Source organism: Streptomyces sp. NPDC002144, from assembly GCF_053593695.1.
The window spans coordinates 77,962-93,374 of the sequence record NZ_JBSFDB010000029.1 but is presented as its reverse complement, the minus strand read 5'-3'; the positions used below and the strand labels follow the sequence as shown (position 1 = coordinate 93,374).

Sequence of the window (15,413 nt, the reverse complement as noted above, 5' to 3'; positions counted from 1 at the left end):
CGTCCTAGCGTGGACCGGCAGAAACAGGCAGACAGGGGGACGTGCATGTCCGTGATGGCCGACCGGCCGACGCAGCAGCTGCGCGTGGTGCGGGTGCCCCGTCCTGCCGACCCGCCGCGCCGGGAACGCCCGCGGCTGTACGCCATCGACGGCATCCGGCTGGCGGCCGCGCTGATGGTCGCCGCGCACCACTACGCCGGCACCTGGCGGGTGAACCAGCCGGGCAACGCCATCTGGGACCGGCCGGTGTCCGACATCATGCCGACGGTGTTCCATGTCGCGTCCTACGGCTGGATCGGCGTCGAGATCTTCTTCGTCATCAGCGGCTTCGTCATCTGCATGTCCTGCTGGGGCCGCAGCCCGCGCCAGTTCTTCGTCTCCCGGGTCATACGGCTCTACCCCGCGTACTGGTTCGCCATAGCCTTCACCACCGCCGTCCTGGTGGTCCTGCCCGGCGTCTGGGACCGGATGCGGGCACGCGACGTGCTGCTCAACTTCACGATGCTGCAGGCCGGTTCGAAGGTGGGCAACGTCGACGGCGTGTACTGGACCCTCTGGTCCGAGCTCCGTTTCTACCTGCTCTTCCTGCTCGTGGTCGCGACCGGGCTGACGTACCGCAAGGTCGTCGTCTTCTGCTGCGTCTGGGGTGCGGCGGCGATGCTGACGCCGGTGGCGGACTTCAGGCTCCTCACCCTCTTCGCGAACCCCGACGGCGCCTGGTACTTCATCGCCGGCCTCGCCCTGTACCTGATGTACCGCTTCGGCCAGGACCTGCTGCTGTGGGGGATCCTCGCGACGTCCTGGCTGATGGGGCAGCGGGAGCTCGGCAAACGGATCGACACCGTCGAGCACGTCTCCAGTTGGCGCGGGGCGCTGCTGATCTACACCGTGTTCCTGCTCGTCATGGTGGCGATCGCGCTCGGCGCGACCGACCGCATCCGCTGGAAGTGGCTGGTGACGGCCGGCAGCCTGACGTACCCCCTGTACCTGATGCACTACGCCGCCGGTACGACGGTCATCAACCGCCTGAAGGACACGATGGACGCCCGCCTCCTGGTCGCCTCCGTCATCGCCGGTTTCCTGCTCCTGAGCTGGCTGGTCCACCGTGTCGTGGAGGCACCGGTGGCCCGGCTGCTGAAACGGGGCCTGGAGACGTCGTTCGCCCGACTGCGGAACGCGGCGTCCTAGCGACGCAGCAGCACGACCGCCCGGTCGAACGCCGAGTCGTCGTGTTCGGCGCGGGCAAGTGTGCCGGGTCGGGGCGGCAGGGTCGTTGGGGGCGCGCCAGGAGTAGGCGAGGGGGGCCTGTCCTGGGCCGCATGATCGGGGCCGCGGGCACGCTCGGGGTTGCGTATCTGTCGAGGGGGAGCGGGAACCGAGGGGAGCGCGGGCGCCGAGGCGCTCCGCTGATGGAACTGACGGTGCACGGTTTCCAGCAGCGCCTCCACAACCTCTGTGCGGACATGGACGCCGTGGTCGCCGCTGAAGCGGGGCTGGGGGTGGGGATCTCACGGGACTTGAACGACCTGCAGAAACGGGATCTCCGAGAGCTGAAGGACGAGCTGCGAGCGTTGGACAACGAGGCATCGACCTGCGAGCGATGCATCTGGCTCTGTCCTCACGCGCCGGGGCGTGACGCCGACCGACAGCCCTTCACGACGGCAGCCGGGACGGGCGACGGATCACCTGGGCTCGTGGGCGGCGCAGTGACGCCAGGGGGCACCCCACCCGCCGACGGTGGCTGACGGGTGCTCGTGTTTGACCTGTGTCACTCTCGGGGTATTGTCTCCGGCTCGATTGGCCAGGCCCCTGCCCCATATGGCAGACTGTCGGAGTTGCTCGGTCGAGTGTTGATGCTGCGCGCCTCCCGCCGGGGGGACCGGAAGCGAGTCCCACAGTACTCGTCGTCCTAACTGCCTGATGGCAGCACTGGGGCGGACGTACGGGAATCTTCCGGGAAGTGTGGTGCGGCACTGGCCAGGCACCCGGTGAACCTCTTTCCCAGGCAAGGGATGTTCGAACAAGGGACATCTGTGTCAGTGAAAGCGCGACACGCCCGACCGCGTGGGTCGGACGAAGTCAAGGGAACACCGGGTTCCAGAGCTGTAGAAGAGACAGGACTACTGAGTAGCCATGGCGGGACAGAAGATCCGCATCCGGCTCAAGGCCTACGACCACGAGGTCATCGACTCCTCGGCGAAGAAGATCGTCGAGACGGTGACGCGTACTGGTGCGTCGGTCGCGGGCCCGGTGCCGCTGCCCACTGAGAAGAACGTGTACTGCGTCATCAAGTCGCCGCACAAGTACAAGGACTCGCGCGAGCACTTCGAGATGCGCACGCACAAGCGCCTGATCGACATCCTCGACCCGACCCCGAAGACCGTTGACTCTCTGATGCGACTCGACCTCCCGGCCGGTGTCGACATCGAGATCAAGCTCTGAAGGCCGGTGAGCTGAGAATGACCAAGCAGATCAAGGGCATCCTGGGCGAGAAGCTCGGCATGACGCAGGTGTGGGACGAGAACAACCGTGTTGTTCCGGTCACCGTCGTCAAGGCCGGCCCCAACGTCGTCACCCAGGTGCGTACGAACGACGTCGACGGCTACGAGTCGGTCCAGATCGCCTTCGGCGAGATCGACCCGCGCAAGGTGAACAAGCCCCTCAAGGGCCACTTCGCGAAGGCCGACGTCACCCCCCGTCGCCACCTCGTCGAGATCCGGACGGCCGACGCCGCCGAGTACACGCTCGGTCAGGAAGTCACCGCCGAGGTCTTCGAGGCCGGCGTGAAGGTCGACGTCACCGGCAAGAGCAAGGGCAAGGGCTTCGCCGGTGTCATGAAGCGCCACAACTTCCGTGGTCTCGGCGCCGGTCACGGCACCCAGCGCAAGCACCGCTCGCCCGGTTCCATCGGTGGCTGTGCCACCCCGGGCCGCGTGTTCAAGGGCCTCCGCATGGCGGGTCGCATGGGCAACGAGCGTGTCACCACCCAGAACCTGACCGTCCACGCCGTTGACGCGGAGAAGGGTCTGCTGCTCATCAAGGGCGCGGTTCCCGGTCCGAACGGCGGCCTCGTCCTGGTCCGCACCGCGGCCAAGGGGGCCTGAGGTACCGATGAGCACTGTTGACATCCTTTCGCCTGCGGGCGAGAAGACCGGTAGCGTCGAGCTCCCCGCGGAGATCTTCGGCGTGGAGAAGATCAGCATCCCGCTGATCCACCAGGTCGTCGTCGCGCAGAACGCCGCTGCCCGCCAGGGCACGCACAAGACCAAGCGTCGCGGCGAGGTCCGTGGTGGCGGCAAGAAGCCGTACCGCCAGAAGGGCACCGGCCGCGCCCGTCAGGGCTCGACCCGTGCGCCGCAGTTCGCCGGCGGTGGCGTCGTCCACGGCCCGCAGCCGCGCGACTACTCGCAGCGGACCCCGAAGAAGATGAAGGCTGCCGCCCTGCGTCACGCCCTCACCGACCGGGCCCGCCACAACCGCATCCACGTCGTCTCCGGCGTCATCGAGGGCGACAGCCCCTCGACGAAGGCCGCCCGGACGCTGTTCGGCAAGATCTCGGAGCGCAAGAACCTGCTCCTGGTCGTCGAGCGCGCCGACGAGGCCGCGTGGCTGTCCGCCCGCAACCTGCCCCAGGTCCACATCCTGGAGCCGGGCCAGCTGAACACGTACGACGTTCTCGTCTCCGACGACGTGGTCTTCACCCAGGCCGCCTTCGAGTCCTTCGTGTCCGGCCCGAAGGCCAATGACACCGAAGGGAGCGAGGTCTGATGGCCATCCGTCACCCCGCCATTGCCTCCAAGGCCGCGAAGAAGGCCAAGGCCGCGCGCGTCGCCAAGGCGCGTCGCCACGCCGCCGAGGGCAAGAACACCGTCGAGACGCCGCTGAGCAAGTCGTACACGGACCCCCGTGACGTGCTGCTCAAGCCGGTCGTGTCGGAGAAGAGCTACGCGCTCCTGGACGAGAACAAGTACACGTTCATCGTCGACCCGAACGCCAACAAGACCCAGATCAAGCAGGCCGTCCAGGCGGTCTTCTCGGTCAAGGTCACCGGGGTCAACACGATCAACCGCATCGGCAAGCGCAAGCGGACCCGCACCGGCTTCGGCCAGCGTGCGGCCACCAAGCGCGCGATCGTGACCCTCGCCGAGGGCGACCGTATCGACATCTTCGGCGGTCCGACCGCGTAAGCGGGTCGGATCGTCCGATATCGGACGAGGACTGAGAAATGGGAATCCGCAAGTACAAGCCGACTACGCCGGGCCGTCGTGGTTCCAGCGTCGCCGACTTCGTCGAGGTCACGCGGTCCACGCCGGAGAAGTCGCTGGTCCGCCCCCTGCACAGCAAGGGCGGCCGTAACAACGCCGGTCGTGTGACCGTTCGCCACCAGGGTGGCGGACACAAGCGCGCCTACCGCGTGATCGACTTCCGTCGTCACGACAAGGACGGCGTGCCGGCGAAGGTCGCGCACATCGAGTACGACCCCAACCGCACCGCGCGCATCGCGCTGCTCCACTACGCGGACGGCGAGAAGCGCTACATCCTGGCGCCGAAGGGTCTGACCCAGGGCGACCGGATCGAGAACGGTCCGGGCGCCGACATCAAGCCCGGCAACAACCTGGCGCTGCGCAACATCCCGGTCGGTACGACGATCCACTCCGTGGAGCTTCGTCCGGGCGGCGGCGCCAAGTTCGCCCGCTCCGCCGGTGCCTCCGTGCAGCTGCTCGCGAAGGAGGGCACGATGGCCCACCTTCGTATGCCGTCCGGTGAGATCCGCCTGGTCGACCAGCGCTGCCGCGCCACGGTCGGCGAGGTCGGCAACGCCGAGCAGAGCAACATCAACTGGGGCAAGGCCGGCCGCAAGCGCTGGCTGGGCGTCCGCCCGACCGTTCGCGGTGTGGCGATGAACCCGGTTGACCACCCCCACGGTGGTGGTGAGGGCAAGACCTCCGGTGGTCGCCACCCGGTCAGCCCCTGGGGCCAGAAGGAAGGTCGTACTCGTTCGCCCAAGAAGGCGTCGAACAAGTACATCGTCCGCCGCCGCAAGACGAACAAGAAGCGCTAGGAGCGGGTTTAGATGCCGCGCAGTCTCAAGAAGGGGCCCTTCGTCGACGACCACCTGATCAAGAAGGTGGACGCCCAGAACGAAGCGGGCTCTAAGAACGTCATCAAGACCTGGTCCCGTCGCTCGATGATCGTCCCGGCCATGCTGGGCCACACGATCGCGGTGCACAACGGCAAGACCCACATCCCGGTGTTCGTCACCGAGTCGATGGTCGGCCACAAGCTCGGCGAGTTCTCGCCGACGCGCACCTTCCGGGGTCACGTCAAGGACGACCGGAAGTCGAAGCGCCGCTAGCAGCGGATCGCATTCAGACACGTAAGTAACTGAGAGGGACAACCATGGAAGCCAGGGCCCAGGCGCGGTACATCCGCGTTACGCCCATGAAGGCCCGCCGCGTGGTGGACCTTATCCGTGGCATGGACGCCACGGAGGCTCAGGCTGTTCTGCGATTCGCTCCGCAGGCAGCCTCCGTGCCCGTCGGCAAGGTGCTCGACAGCGCCATCGCCAACGCCGCGCACAACTACGACCACACCGACGCCGACAGCCTCTTCATCTCCGAGGCGTACGTCGACGAGGGCCCGACCCTGAAGCGGTTCCGTCCGCGTGCCCAGGGCCGTGCCTACCGGATCCGCAAGCGGACCAGCCACATCACCGTGGTCGTCAGCAGCAAGGAAGGAACCCGGTAATGGGCCAGAAGGTTAACCCGCATGGGTTCCGGCTCGGTGTCACCACGGACTTCAAGTCCCGGTGGTACGCCGACAAGCTGTACAAGGACTACGTCAAGGAAGACGTCGCCATCCGTCGGATGATGACGTCCGGCATGGAGCGCGCCGGCATCTCCAAGGTCGAGATCGAGCGCACCCGTGACCGCGTGCGTGTGGACATCCACACCGCTCGTCCGGGCATCGTCATCGGCCGTCGTGGCGCCGAGGCCGACCGCATCCGCGGTGACCTCGAGAAGCTCACGGGCAAGCAGGTCCAGCTGAACATCCTCGAGGTCAAGAACCCCGAGACGGACGCTCAGCTGGTCGCGCAGGCCGTCGCCGAGCAGCTCTCCTCCCGCGTCTCCTTCCGTCGGGCCATGCGCAAGAGCATGCAGTCCGCCATGAAGGCCGGCGCCAAGGGCATCAAGATCCAGTGCGGTGGCCGCCTCGGCGGCGCCGAGATGTCCCGCTCGGAGTTCTACCGCGAGGGCCGCGTGCCCCTGCACACGCTCCGCGCGAACGTGGACTACGGCTTCTTCGAGGCCAAGACGACCTTCGGCCGCATCGGTGTGAAGGTCTGGATCTACAAGGGCGACGTCAAGAACATCGCCGAGGTCCGCGCCGAGAACGCTGCCGCCCGTGCGGGTAACCGCCCGGCTCGCGGTGGCGGTGCCGACCGCCCGGCCCGTGGGGGCCGTGGTGGCGAGCGGCGCGGTCGCAAGCCGCAGCAGGCTGCCGGTGCCGAGGCCCCCAAGGCCGACGCCCCCGCCGCCGCTCCGGCTGAGAGCACCGGAACGGAGGCCTGACCGTCATGCTGATCCCCCGTAGGGTCAAGCACCGCAAGCAGCACCACCCGGGACGCAGCGGCGCTGCCAAGGGTGGCACCACGGTTGCGTTCGGCGAGTACGGCATCCAGGCGCTCACCCCGGCGTATGTGACGAACCGTCAGATCGAGGCCGCTCGTATCGCCATGACGCGTCACATCAAGCGTGGTGGCAAGGTCTGGATCAACATCTACCCGGACCGTCCGCTCACCAAGAAGCCCGCCGAGACCCGCATGGGTTCCGGTAAGGGTTCTCCTGAGTGGTGGATCGCCAACGTCAAGCCCGGACGCGTGATGTTCGAGCTGTCGTACCCCAACGAGAAGATCGCCCGTGAGGCGCTGACCCGTGCGGCCCACAAGCTGCCGATGAAGTGCCGGATCGTCAAGCGCGAGGCAGGTGAAGCGTGATGTCGGCCGGTACCAAGGCGTCCGAGCTGCGCGAGCTGGGCAACGAGGAGCTTCTGGCGAAGCTCCGCGAGGCCAAGGAAGAGCTGTTCAACCTCCGCTTCCAGGCGGCGACCGGTCAGCTCGAGAACCATGGCCGTCTGAAGGCGGTCCGCAAGGACATCGCGCGGATCTACACCCTGATGCGCGAGCGTGAGCTGGGCATCGAAACGGTGGAGAACGCCTGATGAGTGAGAGCAACGTGACTGAGCAGACCGCAGAGGCCCGCGGCTTCCGCAAGACCCGTGAGGGTCTGGTCGTCAGCGACAAGATGGACAAGACCGTCGTCGTCGCCGTCGAGGACCGCGTGAAGCACGCGCTGTACGGCAAGGTCATCCGCCGTACGAACAAGCTCAAGGCGCACGACGAGCAGAACGCCGCGGGTGTCGGCGACCGTGTCCTCCTCGCGGAGACCCGGCCGCTGTCCGCGACGAAGCGCTGGCGCGTCGTCGAGATCCTCGAGAAGGCGAAGTAATCAAGCGGGGGTTCGCCCCCGCTGCCCCCGCCGGGGGCTCGCCCCCGGGCCCCGGCCCGGCCGGGCGCTCCCGGCGAGGTTTCACCCGATCGAAGAAAGACCGCCGCCCGGCGAGCTCCGTGAAACGACTTACGGAGCCGCCGCCGGGAAGCCCGGCCGAGCTGCGTGAGGCACTCGCGCTCGTCGCGAGAGCCGCCCCGCGGCCCCGGCCGGGTCGGCAAGTAATTCCTGCGGGGGTATCCCGGCAGGACGGTTCCGCCAGGCTCTCCGGGCCAACCCCCGGAGGGAACCGGCAGACAAACAGGAGATAGACGTGATCCAGCAGGAGTCGCGACTGCGTGTCGCCGACAACACTGGTGCGAAGGAGATCCTTTGCATCCGTGTGCTCGGTGGCTCCGGTCGCCGCTACGCGGGCATCGGTGACGTCATCGTCGCCACCGTCAAGGACGCGATCCCCGGTGGCAACGTGAAGAAGGGTGACGTCGTCAAGGCGGTCATCGTTCGCACCGTCAAGGAGCGCCGCCGTCCGGACGGCTCGTACATCCGCTTCGACGAGAACGCCGCCGTCATTCTGAAGAACGACGGCGACCCTCGCGGCACCCGCATCTTCGGCCCGGTCGGGCGTGAGCTGCGCGAGAAGAAGTTCATGAAGATCATCTCGCTGGCTCCGGAGGTGCTGTAAGCATGAAGATCAAGAAGGGCGACCTGGTCCAGGTCATCACCGGCAAGGACAAGGGCAAGCAGGGCAAGGTCATTGCCGCTTACCCGCGCGACGAGCGCGTCCTGGTCGAGGGTGTCAACCGGGTCAAGAAGCACACCAAGGCCGGTCCGACCGCCAGCGGTTCGCAGGCCGGCGGCATCGTCACGACCGAGGCGCCGATCCACGTCTCCAACGTCCAGCTGGTCGTTGAGAAGGACGGTCAGAAGGTCGTCACGCGTGTCGGTTACCGCTTCGACGACGAGGGCAACAAGATCCGCGTTGCCAAGCGGACGGGTGAGGACATCTGATGGCTACCACCACCACTCCGCGTCTCAAGACGAAGTACCGCGAGGAGATCGCGGGCAAGCTGCGTGACGAGTTCAAGTACGAGAACGTCATGCAGATCCCCGGTCTCGTGAAGATCGTGGTCAACATGGGTGTCGGCGACGCCGCCCGTGACTCGAAGCTGATCGAGGGCGCGATCCGCGACCTGACCACCATCACCGGTCAGAAGCCGGCCGTCACCAAGGCCCGCAAGTCCATCGCGCAGTTCAAGCTGCGTGAGGGTCAGCCGATCGGTGCCCACGTCACGCTCCGTGGCGACCGCATGTGGGAGTTCCTGGACCGCACCCTGTCGCTCGCGCTCCCGCGCATCCGCGACTTCCGTGGTCTGTCCCCCAAGCAGTTCGACGGCCGTGGCAACTACACCTTCGGTCTCACGGAGCAGGTCATGTTCCACGAGATCGACCAGGACAAGATCGACCGTACCCGGGGCATGGACATCACCGTGGTCACCACGGCGACCAACGACGCTGAGGGCCGTGCGCTCCTTCGTCACCTCGGCTTCCCCTTCAAGGAGGCGTGAGCGAGATGGCGAAGAAGGCTCTGATTGCCAAGGCTGCTCGCAAGCCCAAGTTCGGTGTGCGCGGCTACACCCGCTGCCAGCGCTGCGGCCGTCCGCACTCCGTGTACCGCAAGTTCGGCCTGTGCCGCGTGTGCCTTCGTGAGATGGCTCACCGTGGCGAGCTGCCGGGCGTGACCAAGAGCTCCTGGTAATCCCCTACTTGGGGATACCTGAAGCTCTCGGTAAGCAAAGGGTTTGGTCAGGGGCCCATCCCTCCATGGCTTAGGCTTGGAGGGTTGGGCGCCTTGACGCCCGTACGACTTACTACGCCGTAGGTCCACCGCACCGCACCCGCCTCGTCTCGGATCGAGGAGAGGGATGGGCACCTGGAAACCCCGGCGAGAGAGGCCGAAGGCCAATTCATGACCATGACTGATCCGATCGCAGACATGCTGACGCGTCTGCGAAACGCGAACTCGGCGTACCACGACTCCGTGACGATGCCGGCGTCCAAGATCAAGTCTCACATCGCGGAGATCCTCCAGCAGGAGGGCTTCATCACGGGCTGGAAGATCGAGGACGCCGAGGTCGGCAAGAACCTCGTCCTCGAGCTGAAGTTCGGCCCGAACCGTGAGCGCTCCATCGCGGGCATCAAGCGGATCTCCAAGCCCGGTCTCCGGGTGTACGCGAAGTCCACCAACCTGCCCAAGGTCCTCGGTGGCCTCGGCGTGGCGATCATCTCCACGTCGCACGGTCTCCTGACCGACAAGCAGGCCGGCAAGAAGGGCGTAGGCGGAGAAGTCCTCGCCTACGTCTGGTAGCGGAAAGGAATCGGAGGAAACAGCTATGTCGCGTATTGGCAAGCTCCCCATCACGGTTCCCGCCGGCGTGGACGTCACCATCGACGGCCGTACGGTCTCGGTCAAGGGCCCCAAGGGTTCGCTGACCCACACCGTCGCCGCGCCGATCGAGGTCGCCAAGGGTGAGGACGGCGTCCTGAACGTCACCCGCCCGAACGACGAGCGTCAGAACAAGGCCCTGCACGGCCTGTCCCGCACGCTGGTGGCGAACATGATCACCGGCGTGACCCAGGGTTACGTGAAGAAGCTCGAGATCAGCGGTGTCGGTTACCGCGTTACGGCCAAGGGTTCGAACCTCGAGTTCGCGCTCGGCTACAGCCACCCGATCACCGTCGAGGCCCCCGAGGGCATCACCTTCAAGGTGGAGGCCCCCACCCGGTTCTCGGTCGAGGGCATCGACAAGCAGAAGGTCGGCGAGGTTGCGGCCAACATCCGCAAGCTGCGCAAGCCCGACCCGTACAAGGCCAAGGGCGTCAAGTACGAGGGCGAAGTCATCCGCCGCAAGGTCGGAAAGGCGGGTAAGTAAGCCATGGCATACGGACAGAAGATCCTGAAGGGCGACGCCTACAAGCGCGCCGCGATCAAGCGCCGTCACATCCGGATCCGCAAGCGGATCTCCGGTACGGCGGAGCGTCCCCGTCTGGTCGTTACCCGCTCCAACCGCCACATCGTGGCCCAGGTGATCGACGACATCAAGGGTCACACCCTGGCGTCGGCGTCCACCCTGGACACCACGGTCCGCGGTGGCGAGGGCGACAAGTCCGCGCAGGCCAAGCAGGTCGGTGCCCTGGTCGCCGAGCGCGCCAAGGCCGCCGGTGTCGAGGCTGTCGTATTCGACCGTGGTGGCAACCAGTACGCCGGGCGCATCGCCGCCCTGGCGGACGCCGCCCGCGAAGCCGGCTTGAAGTTCTGAGCCGTTCGTAGCTAGCGGAAAAAGAGAGAGGTAATTCCAATGGCTGGACCCCAGCGCCGCGGTGGCGGTGCCGGTGGCGGCGAGCGGCGGGACCGGAAGGGCCGTGACGGCGGCGCTGCTGCCGCCGAGAAGACCGCGTACGTTGAGCGCGTCGTCGCGATCAACCGCGTCGCCAAGGTTGTGAAGGGTGGTCGTCGCTTCAGCTTCACCGCGCTGGTCGTGGTGGGCGACGGTGACGGCACCGTGGGTGTCGGTTACGGCAAGGCCAAGGAGGTGCCGGCCGCCATCGCCAAGGGCGTTGAGGAGGCCAAGAAGCACTTCTTCAAGGTCCCCCGTATCCAGGGCACCATCCCGCACCCCATCCAGGGTGAGAAGGCTGCCGGCGTCGTGCTCCTGAAGCCCGCGTCGCCCGGTACCGGTGTTATCGCCGGTGGTCCGGTGCGTGCCGTGCTCGAGTGCGCCGGTATCCACGACGTGCTGTCGAAGTCGCTCGGCTCCGACAACGCGATCAACATCGTGCACGCGACCGTGGCGGCCCTGAAGGGTCTGCAGCGTCCCGAGGAGATCGCGGCCCGCCGTGGTCTGCCGCTCGAGGACGTCGCCCCCGCGGCTCTTCTCCGTGCGCGTGCCGGGGCGGGTGCGTAATCATGGCGCAGCTCAAGATTACGCAGGTCAAGTCCTACATCGGCAGCAAGCAGAACCACCGTGACACCCTGCGGTCGCTTGGTCTCAAGGGGATCAACACCGTGGTCGTCAAGGAGGACCGCCCCGAGTTCCGCGGAATGGTGCACACCGTCCGCCACCTCGTGACGGTCGAGGAGGTCGACTGATCATGGCGGAGAACAACCCGCTCAAGATCCACAACCTCCGTCCCGCCCCGGGCGCCAAGACCGCCAAGACCCGTGTCGGTCGTGGTGAGGCGTCGAAGGGTAAGACGGCCGGTCGTGGTACCAAGGGCACCAAGGCCCGCTACCAGGTTCCGGAGCGCTTCGAGGGTGGGCAGATGCCCCTCCACATGCGTCTTCCGAAGCTGAAGGGCTTCAAGAACCCGTTCAAGACCGAGTACCAGGTCGTGAACCTCGACAAGCTGGCCTCGCTCTACCCCGAGGGTGGCGAGGTCACCGTCGAGGGTCTGGTGGCCAAGGGTGCCGTTCGCAAGAACGCGCTCGTCAAGGTCCTCGGCCAGGGCGAGATCTCCGTGGCGCTGCAGGTGACGGTCGACGCCGTCTCCGGCTCCGCCAAGGAGAAGATCACCGCCGCCGGCGGCACCGTCACCGAGCTCGTCTGACACCACTCAGACGATCGCTCGATGACATGAACGATCCCGACCGGGGATATCCCACAAAGGGGTATCCCCGGTTGGTCGTTCCACGGGGAGCTGTGCCGCCGGTAAGGTAGCCTGCACCGTTCGTTATTCGTATCCGTCGAACCTCAAGACCGTCACCCTTGACGCAGTTGCGCGGGGGTCGCAGGAGGCACCGTGCTCACCGCGTTCGCCCGGGCGTTCAAAACGCCCGACCTGCGCAAGAAGCTGCTCTTCACGCTGGGCATCATCGTGGTCTACCGGGTCGGTACCCACATTCCGATCCCTGGCGTCGACTACACGTCTGTCCAGCAGTGCGTAAAGGAGGCCTCTGGCAACCAGGGGCTCTTCGGCATGATCAACATGTTCAGCGGTGGCGCGCTGCTGCAGATCACGATCTTCGCGCTCGGCATCATGCCGTACATCACGGCGAGCATCATCCTGCAGCTGCTGACCGTGGTGATCCCGCGCCTGGAAGCCCTGAAGAAGGAGGGCCAGGCGGGTACCGCGAAGATCACGCAGTACACCCGTTACCTGACGGTGGCCCTCGCCATCCTGCAGGGCACCGGCCTGGTGGCCACCGCCCGCAGCGGCGCGCTCTTCGGCCAGTGCTCGGTCGGCAGCCAGATCGTGCCGGACCGCTCGATCTTCACCACCATCACGATGGTCATCTGCATGACGGCCGGCACCGCCGTCGTCATGTGGCTCGGTGAGCTCATCACCGACCGCGGCATCGGCAACGGCATGTCGATCCTCATGTTCATCTCGATCGCGGCGACCTTCCCGTCCGCGCTGTGGGCCATCAAGAAGCAGGGCAAGCTGGCCGACGGCTGGATCGAGTTCAGCACCGTCATCCTCGTCGGCCTGGTCATGGTCGGTCTGGTCGTCTTCGTCGAGCAGGCCCAGCGCCGTATCCCGGTGCAGTACGCGAAGCGCATGATCGGCCGTCGGTCCTACGGCGGTACGTCGACGTACATTCCGCTGAAGGTCAACCAGGCGGGTGTGATCCCCGTCATCTTCGCGTCGTCGCTGCTCTACATCCCGGCGCTGGTCGCGCAGTTCTCCGGCGGGAACTCCAGCTGGAAGGTCTGGATCAACGACAACCTGACCAAGGGTGACCACCCGATCTACCTGGTCAGCTACTTCTTGCTGATCGTTTTCTTCGCGTTCTTCTATGTGGCGATCTCCTTCAACCCCGAGGAAGTCGCCGACAACATGAAGAAGTATGGTGGCTTCATCCCGGGCATCCGGGCTGGCCGACCGACCGCTGAGTACCTGAGTTACGTGCTCAACCGGATCACCTGGCCGGGTTCGCTGTATCTGGGTCTGATCGCTCTCGTTCCAACGATGGCGTTGGTCGGGTTCGGGGCATCCGGTAACTTCCCCTTCGGCGGGACGAGCATCCTGATCATCGTGGGTGTGGGTCTCGAGACGGTGAAGCAGATCGAGAGCCAGCTCCAGCAGCGCAATTACGAAGGGTTCCTCCGCTGATGCGAATCGTCCTCGTCGGGCCGCCGGGAGCCGGCAAGGGAACGCAAGCCGTTCGCCTTGCCGAGAAACTGCGCATCCCGCACATCTCCACGGGCGACCTGTTCCGGGCCAACATCAGCCAGCAGACGGAGCTCGGGAAACTCGCGAAGTCCTACATGGACGCCGGCAATCTCGTCCCCGACGAGGTCACCATCGCGATGGCGAAGGACCGCATGGAGCAGCCGGACGCCGAGGGCGGCTTCCTGCTCGACGGTTTCCCGCGCAATGTCTCGCAGGCCGAGGCGCTGGACGAGCTGCTGAAGACCGAGGCCATCAAGCTGGACGCGGTACTCGACCTCGAAGTCCCCGAGGAAGAGGTCGTCAAGCGGATCGCCGGCCGACGTATCTGCCGCAACGACTCCTCGCACGTCTTCCACGTGACGTACAGCCCGCCGAAGAAGGAAGGCGTCTGCGACGTCTGCGGCGGTGAGCTGTACCAGCGGGACGACGACTCCGAGGAGACGGTCCGCACCCGGCTCGAGGTCTACCACACGCAGACCGAGCCGATCATCGACTACTACAAGTCGCAGGGGCTGGTCGTCACGATCTCGTCCCTCGGCCCGGTGGACGAGGTCACGCAGCGGGCGCTGGAGGCCCTCAAGCGCGAGGACGACGGCAAGTAGCCGTCAGCCAGTCACGGCCGTGGCACCCGAGAGGGCGTCACGGCCGTACTGTTGTGTTGGTAACCGGTTGACGCAGTGAGCAGTAGCGGAAGTAGACGGAGAGCGCAGGCCCCCATGGTGCAGATCAAGAGCCCCGAGCAGATCGCCAAGATGCGGGAGGCGGGGCTGGTCGTCGCCGCCATCCACGCGGCCACCCGTGAGGCGGCGGTGCCCGGAGCCAGCACCAAGGACCTGGACGAGGTCGCGCGCAAGGTGCTCGCCGAGCACAACGCCAAGCCCAACTTCCTCGGGTACGGCGGCTTCCCGGCGACGATCTGCACCTCCGTCAACGAGGTCGTCGTCCACGGCATCCCGTCCGAGGACGTGGTCCTCAAGGACGGCGACATCATCTCCATCGACTGCGGCGCGATCGTGGACGGATGGCACGGGGACGCGGCCTACACCGCCTTCGTGGGCTCGGGCCACGCTCCCGAACTCATCGAGCTCTCCCGGGTGACCGAGGAGTCGATGTGGGCCGGTATCGCGGCCATGAAGCCGGGCAACCGGCTGGTCGACGTCTCCCGGGCGATCGAGACGTACATCCGCCGCCAGCCGAAGCCGGGCGGCGGCAAGTACGGGATCATCGAGGACTACGGCGGCCACGGCATCGGGACCGAGATGCACATGGACCCGCACCTGCTGAACTACGTCGACCGCCGCCGCGGCAAGGGCCCCAAGCTGGTCCCGGGCTTCTGCCTCGCCATCGAGCCGATGGTCTCCCTGGGCACCCCGAAGACCGAGGTCCTCTCCGACGACTGGACGGTCATCACCACGGACGGCACCTGGTCCTCGCACTGGGAACACTCGGTCGCCCTGACCGAGCAGGGCCCCCTGGTCCTCACGGCCCCGGACGGCGGCAAGGCCAAGCTGGCGGAACACGGGATCACGGCGGCGCCGGACCCGCTGGGCTGAGAGGCCCCCGATCGCCCCGCCCGTCGTGCATACCATGCCGACGGGTGGGGCATCGTCATGAGAAGGCCGTGGAACCGCAGTGAATTCGTCTTTCGGGATGCGCTGACGTAGACTGACTCGTCGGCTCTCGTGCATCCGCATGTCCGCATGCGCCCGCAGGGGCACAGCGGGAGAGTCGATC

General features: G+C 66.5%; 26 protein-coding genes. All 26 read left to right on the top strand.

Annotation, left to right across the window (positions count from 1 at the left end):
- Window positions 1–45 precede the first annotated feature (45 nt).
- The 26 genes from ACWCQ1_RS35195 to map all read left to right on the top strand — a co-directional run bounded on the left by ACWCQ1_RS35195 (window position 46) and on the right by map (window position 15,232).
- The gene (locus ACWCQ1_RS35195) at window positions 46–1,188 is read left to right on the top strand and encodes an acyltransferase family protein (RefSeq protein WP_358593189.1); all 1,143 of its coding nucleotides are present in this window, start codon (window positions 46–48) and stop codon (window positions 1,186–1,188) included.
- 221 nt (window positions 1,189–1,409) lie between these two features.
- On the top strand, window positions 1,410–1,745 hold the full coding sequence (locus ACWCQ1_RS35190) for a hypothetical protein (RefSeq protein WP_451028201.1): 336 nt from the start codon (window positions 1,410–1,412) through the stop codon (window positions 1,743–1,745).
- Between the two features lie 388 nt (window positions 1,746–2,133).
- A complete protein-coding gene (rpsJ, locus tag ACWCQ1_RS35185; RefSeq protein WP_003948644.1) occupies window positions 2,134–2,442 on the top strand; it encodes a 30S ribosomal protein S10 in 309 nt (102 codons plus the stop codon).
- Between the two features lie 17 nt (window positions 2,443–2,459).
- A complete protein-coding gene (gene rplC, locus ACWCQ1_RS35180) occupies window positions 2,460–3,104 on the top strand; it encodes a 50S ribosomal protein L3 (RefSeq protein ID WP_133043293.1) in 645 nt (214 codons plus the stop codon).
- Between the two features lie 7 nt (window positions 3,105–3,111).
- Complete coding sequence (gene rplD, locus ACWCQ1_RS35175; RefSeq protein WP_133043292.1) at window positions 3,112–3,768, top strand: 50S ribosomal protein L4; 657 nt, start codon at window positions 3,112–3,114, stop codon at window positions 3,766–3,768.
- The gene (gene rplW, locus ACWCQ1_RS35170; RefSeq protein ID WP_133043291.1) at window positions 3,768–4,187 is read left to right on the top strand and encodes a 50S ribosomal protein L23; all 420 of its coding nucleotides are present in this window, start codon (window positions 3,768–3,770) and stop codon (window positions 4,185–4,187) included. The genes rplD and rplW overlap by 1 nt, the downstream gene beginning before the upstream one ends.
- Window positions 4,188–4,225: 38 nt before the next feature.
- Window positions 4,226–5,062 carry a 50S ribosomal protein L2 gene (rplB, locus tag ACWCQ1_RS35165; protein WP_058923763.1) on the top strand — a complete coding sequence of 279 codons (837 nt, stop codon included), beginning with the start codon at window positions 4,226–4,228 and terminating at the stop codon, window positions 5,060–5,062.
- Between the two features lie 12 nt (window positions 5,063–5,074).
- Complete coding sequence (rpsS, locus tag ACWCQ1_RS35160; protein WP_007384069.1) at window positions 5,075–5,356, top strand: 30S ribosomal protein S19; 282 nt, start codon at window positions 5,075–5,077, stop codon at window positions 5,354–5,356.
- A 44-nt stretch (window positions 5,357–5,400) separates the two neighbouring features.
- On the top strand, window positions 5,401–5,748 hold the full coding sequence (rplV, locus tag ACWCQ1_RS35155; RefSeq protein ID WP_003974262.1) for a 50S ribosomal protein L22: 348 nt from the start codon (window positions 5,401–5,403) through the stop codon (window positions 5,746–5,748).
- Window positions 5,748–6,572 carry a 30S ribosomal protein S3 gene (gene rpsC / locus ACWCQ1_RS35150; protein WP_133043290.1) on the top strand — a complete coding sequence of 275 codons (825 nt, stop codon included), beginning with the start codon at window positions 5,748–5,750 and terminating at the stop codon, window positions 6,570–6,572. The genes rplV and rpsC overlap by 1 nt, the downstream gene beginning before the upstream one ends.
- A 5-nt stretch (window positions 6,573–6,577) precedes the next feature.
- Window positions 6,578–6,997 carry a 50S ribosomal protein L16 gene (gene rplP / locus ACWCQ1_RS35145; protein ID WP_007494765.1) on the top strand — a complete coding sequence of 140 codons (420 nt, stop codon included), beginning with the start codon at window positions 6,578–6,580 and terminating at the stop codon, window positions 6,995–6,997.
- On the top strand, window positions 6,997–7,221 hold the full coding sequence (gene rpmC, locus ACWCQ1_RS35140; RefSeq protein WP_007494763.1) for a 50S ribosomal protein L29: 225 nt from the start codon (window positions 6,997–6,999) through the stop codon (window positions 7,219–7,221). Before rplP ends, rpmC begins: the two co-directional genes overlap by 1 nt.
- The gene (gene rpsQ / locus ACWCQ1_RS35135) at window positions 7,221–7,508 is read left to right on the top strand and encodes a 30S ribosomal protein S17 (RefSeq protein WP_007384073.1); all 288 of its coding nucleotides are present in this window, start codon (window positions 7,221–7,223) and stop codon (window positions 7,506–7,508) included. Before rpmC ends, rpsQ begins: the two co-directional genes overlap by 1 nt.
- Before the next feature lie 313 nt (window positions 7,509–7,821).
- Entirely contained in the window at window positions 7,822–8,190 is a 369-nt protein-coding gene (gene rplN, locus ACWCQ1_RS35130; protein ID WP_003998823.1) for a 50S ribosomal protein L14, read from the top strand.
- Between the two features lie 2 nt (window positions 8,191–8,192).
- Window positions 8,193–8,516 carry a 50S ribosomal protein L24 gene (rplX, locus tag ACWCQ1_RS35125; protein ID WP_133043289.1) on the top strand — a complete coding sequence of 108 codons (324 nt, stop codon included), beginning with the start codon at window positions 8,193–8,195 and terminating at the stop codon, window positions 8,514–8,516.
- Window positions 8,516–9,073, top strand: a complete 558-nt coding sequence (gene rplE / locus ACWCQ1_RS35120; RefSeq protein WP_020135807.1) for a 50S ribosomal protein L5 — start codon at window positions 8,516–8,518, stop codon at window positions 9,071–9,073. Before rplX ends, rplE begins: the two co-directional genes overlap by 1 nt.
- 5 nt (window positions 9,074–9,078) lie before the next feature.
- The gene (locus tag ACWCQ1_RS35115) at window positions 9,079–9,264 is read left to right on the top strand and encodes a type Z 30S ribosomal protein S14 (protein ID WP_003948630.1); all 186 of its coding nucleotides are present in this window, start codon (window positions 9,079–9,081) and stop codon (window positions 9,262–9,264) included.
- A 210-nt stretch (window positions 9,265–9,474) separates the two neighbouring features.
- Window positions 9,475–9,873, top strand: coding sequence for a 30S ribosomal protein S8 (gene rpsH / locus ACWCQ1_RS35110; protein ID WP_007494756.1), 399 nt, complete (start codon window positions 9,475–9,477; stop codon window positions 9,871–9,873).
- A gap of 25 nt (window positions 9,874–9,898) precedes the next feature.
- On the top strand, window positions 9,899–10,438 hold the full coding sequence (rplF, locus tag ACWCQ1_RS35105) for a 50S ribosomal protein L6 (RefSeq protein WP_133043288.1): 540 nt from the start codon (window positions 9,899–9,901) through the stop codon (window positions 10,436–10,438).
- A 3-nt stretch (window positions 10,439–10,441) separates the two neighbouring features.
- Complete coding sequence (gene rplR, locus ACWCQ1_RS35100; RefSeq protein WP_030317315.1) at window positions 10,442–10,825, top strand: 50S ribosomal protein L18; 384 nt, start codon at window positions 10,442–10,444, stop codon at window positions 10,823–10,825.
- A gap of 39 nt (window positions 10,826–10,864) precedes the next feature.
- Window positions 10,865–11,470, top strand: coding sequence for a 30S ribosomal protein S5 (gene rpsE / locus ACWCQ1_RS35095; RefSeq protein WP_003992370.1), 606 nt, complete (start codon window positions 10,865–10,867; stop codon window positions 11,468–11,470).
- 2 nt (window positions 11,471–11,472) lie between these two features.
- Window positions 11,473–11,655 (top strand): 50S ribosomal protein L30, encoded by a 183-nt coding sequence (gene rpmD / locus ACWCQ1_RS35090; RefSeq protein ID WP_003998814.1) that lies wholly within the window; start codon window positions 11,473–11,475, stop codon window positions 11,653–11,655.
- A gap of 2 nt (window positions 11,656–11,657) precedes the next feature.
- On the top strand, window positions 11,658–12,113 hold the full coding sequence (gene rplO / locus ACWCQ1_RS35085) for a 50S ribosomal protein L15 (protein ID WP_133043286.1): 456 nt from the start codon (window positions 11,658–11,660) through the stop codon (window positions 12,111–12,113).
- Window positions 12,114–12,305: 192 nt separating this feature from the next.
- Window positions 12,306–13,619, top strand: coding sequence for a preprotein translocase subunit SecY (gene secY / locus ACWCQ1_RS35080; RefSeq protein WP_133043285.1), 1,314 nt, complete (start codon window positions 12,306–12,308; stop codon window positions 13,617–13,619).
- Window positions 13,619–14,281, top strand: coding sequence for an adenylate kinase (locus ACWCQ1_RS35075; RefSeq protein ID WP_133043284.1), 663 nt, complete (start codon window positions 13,619–13,621; stop codon window positions 14,279–14,281). Before secY ends, ACWCQ1_RS35075 begins: the two co-directional genes overlap by 1 nt.
- 114 nt (window positions 14,282–14,395) lie before the next feature.
- Window positions 14,396–15,232 carry a type I methionyl aminopeptidase gene (map, locus tag ACWCQ1_RS35070; protein ID WP_133043283.1) on the top strand — a complete coding sequence of 279 codons (837 nt, stop codon included), beginning with the start codon at window positions 14,396–14,398 and terminating at the stop codon, window positions 15,230–15,232.
- Window positions 15,233–15,413 lie beyond the last annotated feature (181 nt).

Bases quoted from the DNA above. Each gene is read 5' to 3' on its own strand.
- ACWCQ1_RS35195 (WP_358593189.1), top strand. From the start codon at position 46: ATGTCCGTGATGGCCGACCGGCCGACGCAGCAGCTGCGCGTGGTGCGG.
- ACWCQ1_RS35190 (WP_451028201.1), top strand. From the start codon at position 1,410: ATGGAACTGACGGTGCACGGTTTCCAGCAGCGCCTCCACAACCTCTGT.
- rpsJ (WP_003948644.1), top strand. From the start codon at position 2,134: ATGGCGGGACAGAAGATCCGCATCCGGCTCAAGGCCTACGACCACGAG.
- rplC (WP_133043293.1), top strand. From the start codon at position 2,460: ATGACCAAGCAGATCAAGGGCATCCTGGGCGAGAAGCTCGGCATGACG.
- rplD (WP_133043292.1), top strand. From the start codon at position 3,112: ATGAGCACTGTTGACATCCTTTCGCCTGCGGGCGAGAAGACCGGTAGC.
- rplW (WP_133043291.1), top strand. From the start codon at position 3,768: ATGGCCATCCGTCACCCCGCCATTGCCTCCAAGGCCGCGAAGAAGGCC.
- rplB (WP_058923763.1), top strand. From the start codon at position 4,226: ATGGGAATCCGCAAGTACAAGCCGACTACGCCGGGCCGTCGTGGTTCC.
- rpsS (WP_007384069.1), top strand. From the start codon at position 5,075: ATGCCGCGCAGTCTCAAGAAGGGGCCCTTCGTCGACGACCACCTGATC.
- rplV (WP_003974262.1), top strand. From the start codon at position 5,401: ATGGAAGCCAGGGCCCAGGCGCGGTACATCCGCGTTACGCCCATGAAG.
- rpsC (WP_133043290.1), top strand. From the start codon at position 5,748: ATGGGCCAGAAGGTTAACCCGCATGGGTTCCGGCTCGGTGTCACCACG.
- rplP (WP_007494765.1), top strand. From the start codon at position 6,578: ATGCTGATCCCCCGTAGGGTCAAGCACCGCAAGCAGCACCACCCGGGA.
- rpmC (WP_007494763.1), top strand. From the start codon at position 6,997: ATGTCGGCCGGTACCAAGGCGTCCGAGCTGCGCGAGCTGGGCAACGAG.
- rpsQ (WP_007384073.1), top strand. From the start codon at position 7,221: ATGAGTGAGAGCAACGTGACTGAGCAGACCGCAGAGGCCCGCGGCTTC.
- rplX (WP_133043289.1), top strand. From the start codon at position 8,193: ATGAAGATCAAGAAGGGCGACCTGGTCCAGGTCATCACCGGCAAGGAC.
- rplE (WP_020135807.1), top strand. From the start codon at position 8,516: ATGGCTACCACCACCACTCCGCGTCTCAAGACGAAGTACCGCGAGGAG.
- ACWCQ1_RS35115 (WP_003948630.1), top strand. From the start codon at position 9,079: ATGGCGAAGAAGGCTCTGATTGCCAAGGCTGCTCGCAAGCCCAAGTTC.
- rpsH (WP_007494756.1), top strand. From the start codon at position 9,475: ATGACCATGACTGATCCGATCGCAGACATGCTGACGCGTCTGCGAAAC.
- rplF (WP_133043288.1), top strand. From the start codon at position 9,899: ATGTCGCGTATTGGCAAGCTCCCCATCACGGTTCCCGCCGGCGTGGAC.
- rplR (WP_030317315.1), top strand. From the start codon at position 10,442: ATGGCATACGGACAGAAGATCCTGAAGGGCGACGCCTACAAGCGCGCC.
- rpsE (WP_003992370.1), top strand. From the start codon at position 10,865: ATGGCTGGACCCCAGCGCCGCGGTGGCGGTGCCGGTGGCGGCGAGCGG.
- rpmD (WP_003998814.1), top strand. From the start codon at position 11,473: ATGGCGCAGCTCAAGATTACGCAGGTCAAGTCCTACATCGGCAGCAAG.
- rplO (WP_133043286.1), top strand. From the start codon at position 11,658: ATGGCGGAGAACAACCCGCTCAAGATCCACAACCTCCGTCCCGCCCCG.
- ACWCQ1_RS35075 (WP_133043284.1), top strand. From the start codon at position 13,619: ATGCGAATCGTCCTCGTCGGGCCGCCGGGAGCCGGCAAGGGAACGCAA.
- map (WP_133043283.1), top strand. From the start codon at position 14,396: ATGGTGCAGATCAAGAGCCCCGAGCAGATCGCCAAGATGCGGGAGGCG.